The 817-nt window shown below is 41.4% G+C and carries 1 protein-coding gene; it reads left to right on the top strand.

The window, feature by feature from the left end:
* A partial coding sequence (locus QM859_RS09005) for a Spy0128 family protein (protein WP_414262833.1) occupies window positions 1-817 on the top strand: 817 nt, incomplete at both ends.

Here is an 817-nt window from a genome sequence, read left to right as displayed (position 1 = left end):
AACGAAGTAGCCTTCAAACTTTCATACACTGAAGCAGGCGAGCACGAATACGTGTTGACAGAAAAAGCTGGATCAGTAGCAGGAGTTGAATACTCAACTGAAAGCCACACAATCCATGTCTCAGTAGTAGATAATGGCGAAGGTAAACTCGTTGCAACTGTTAAAGAAGAAGATTCAACTCGTAAGTTTACAAACAAATATAAAGCAACACCTGCTGAAGCAGTCATCAAAGCAACTAAAGAATTAGTTGGTAAAGAACTTACTAAAGAACAATTTGAGTTTGAATTGAGCGAAGGCGGAAACGTCATCGCAACATCATCAAACGGTAAAGAAGTTGAGGGTGTTGAAGTTGCAACAAACGAAGTAGCCTTCAAACTTTCATATACTGAAGCAGGCGAGCACGAATATGTCTTGACAGAAAAAGCTGGTTCAGAAGAAGGAGTTACATACTCAACTGAAAGCTACACAATCCATGTCTCAGTAGTAGATAATGGCGAAGGTAAACTCGTTGCTACTGTTCAAGAAGCCAATGCTGCACGTAAGTTTACAAACACTTATGTGACTACAACAACAACTACAACGACAACAACAACGGAGTCAACAACAACTACAACGACAACAACAACGTCAGAGGAGCCAACAACAACTACAACGACAACAACAACGTCAGAAGAGTCAACAACAACTTCAACGACAACAACGTCAGAAGAGCCAAGCACTACTTCAACAACGACGACAACAACGTCAGAAGAGCCAAGCACTACTTCAACAACGACGACAACAACGTCAGAAGAGCCAAGCACTACTTCAACAACGA

Origin of the sequence: Streptococcus infantis (genome assembly GCF_047463175.1) — a bacterium.
Taxonomy (GTDB): Bacteria; Bacillota; Bacilli; order Lactobacillales; family Streptococcaceae; genus Streptococcus; species Streptococcus infantis_AC.
The sequence above is the reverse complement of the archived record's forward strand: the minus strand, read 5'-3'. Positions and strand labels throughout refer to the sequence as shown.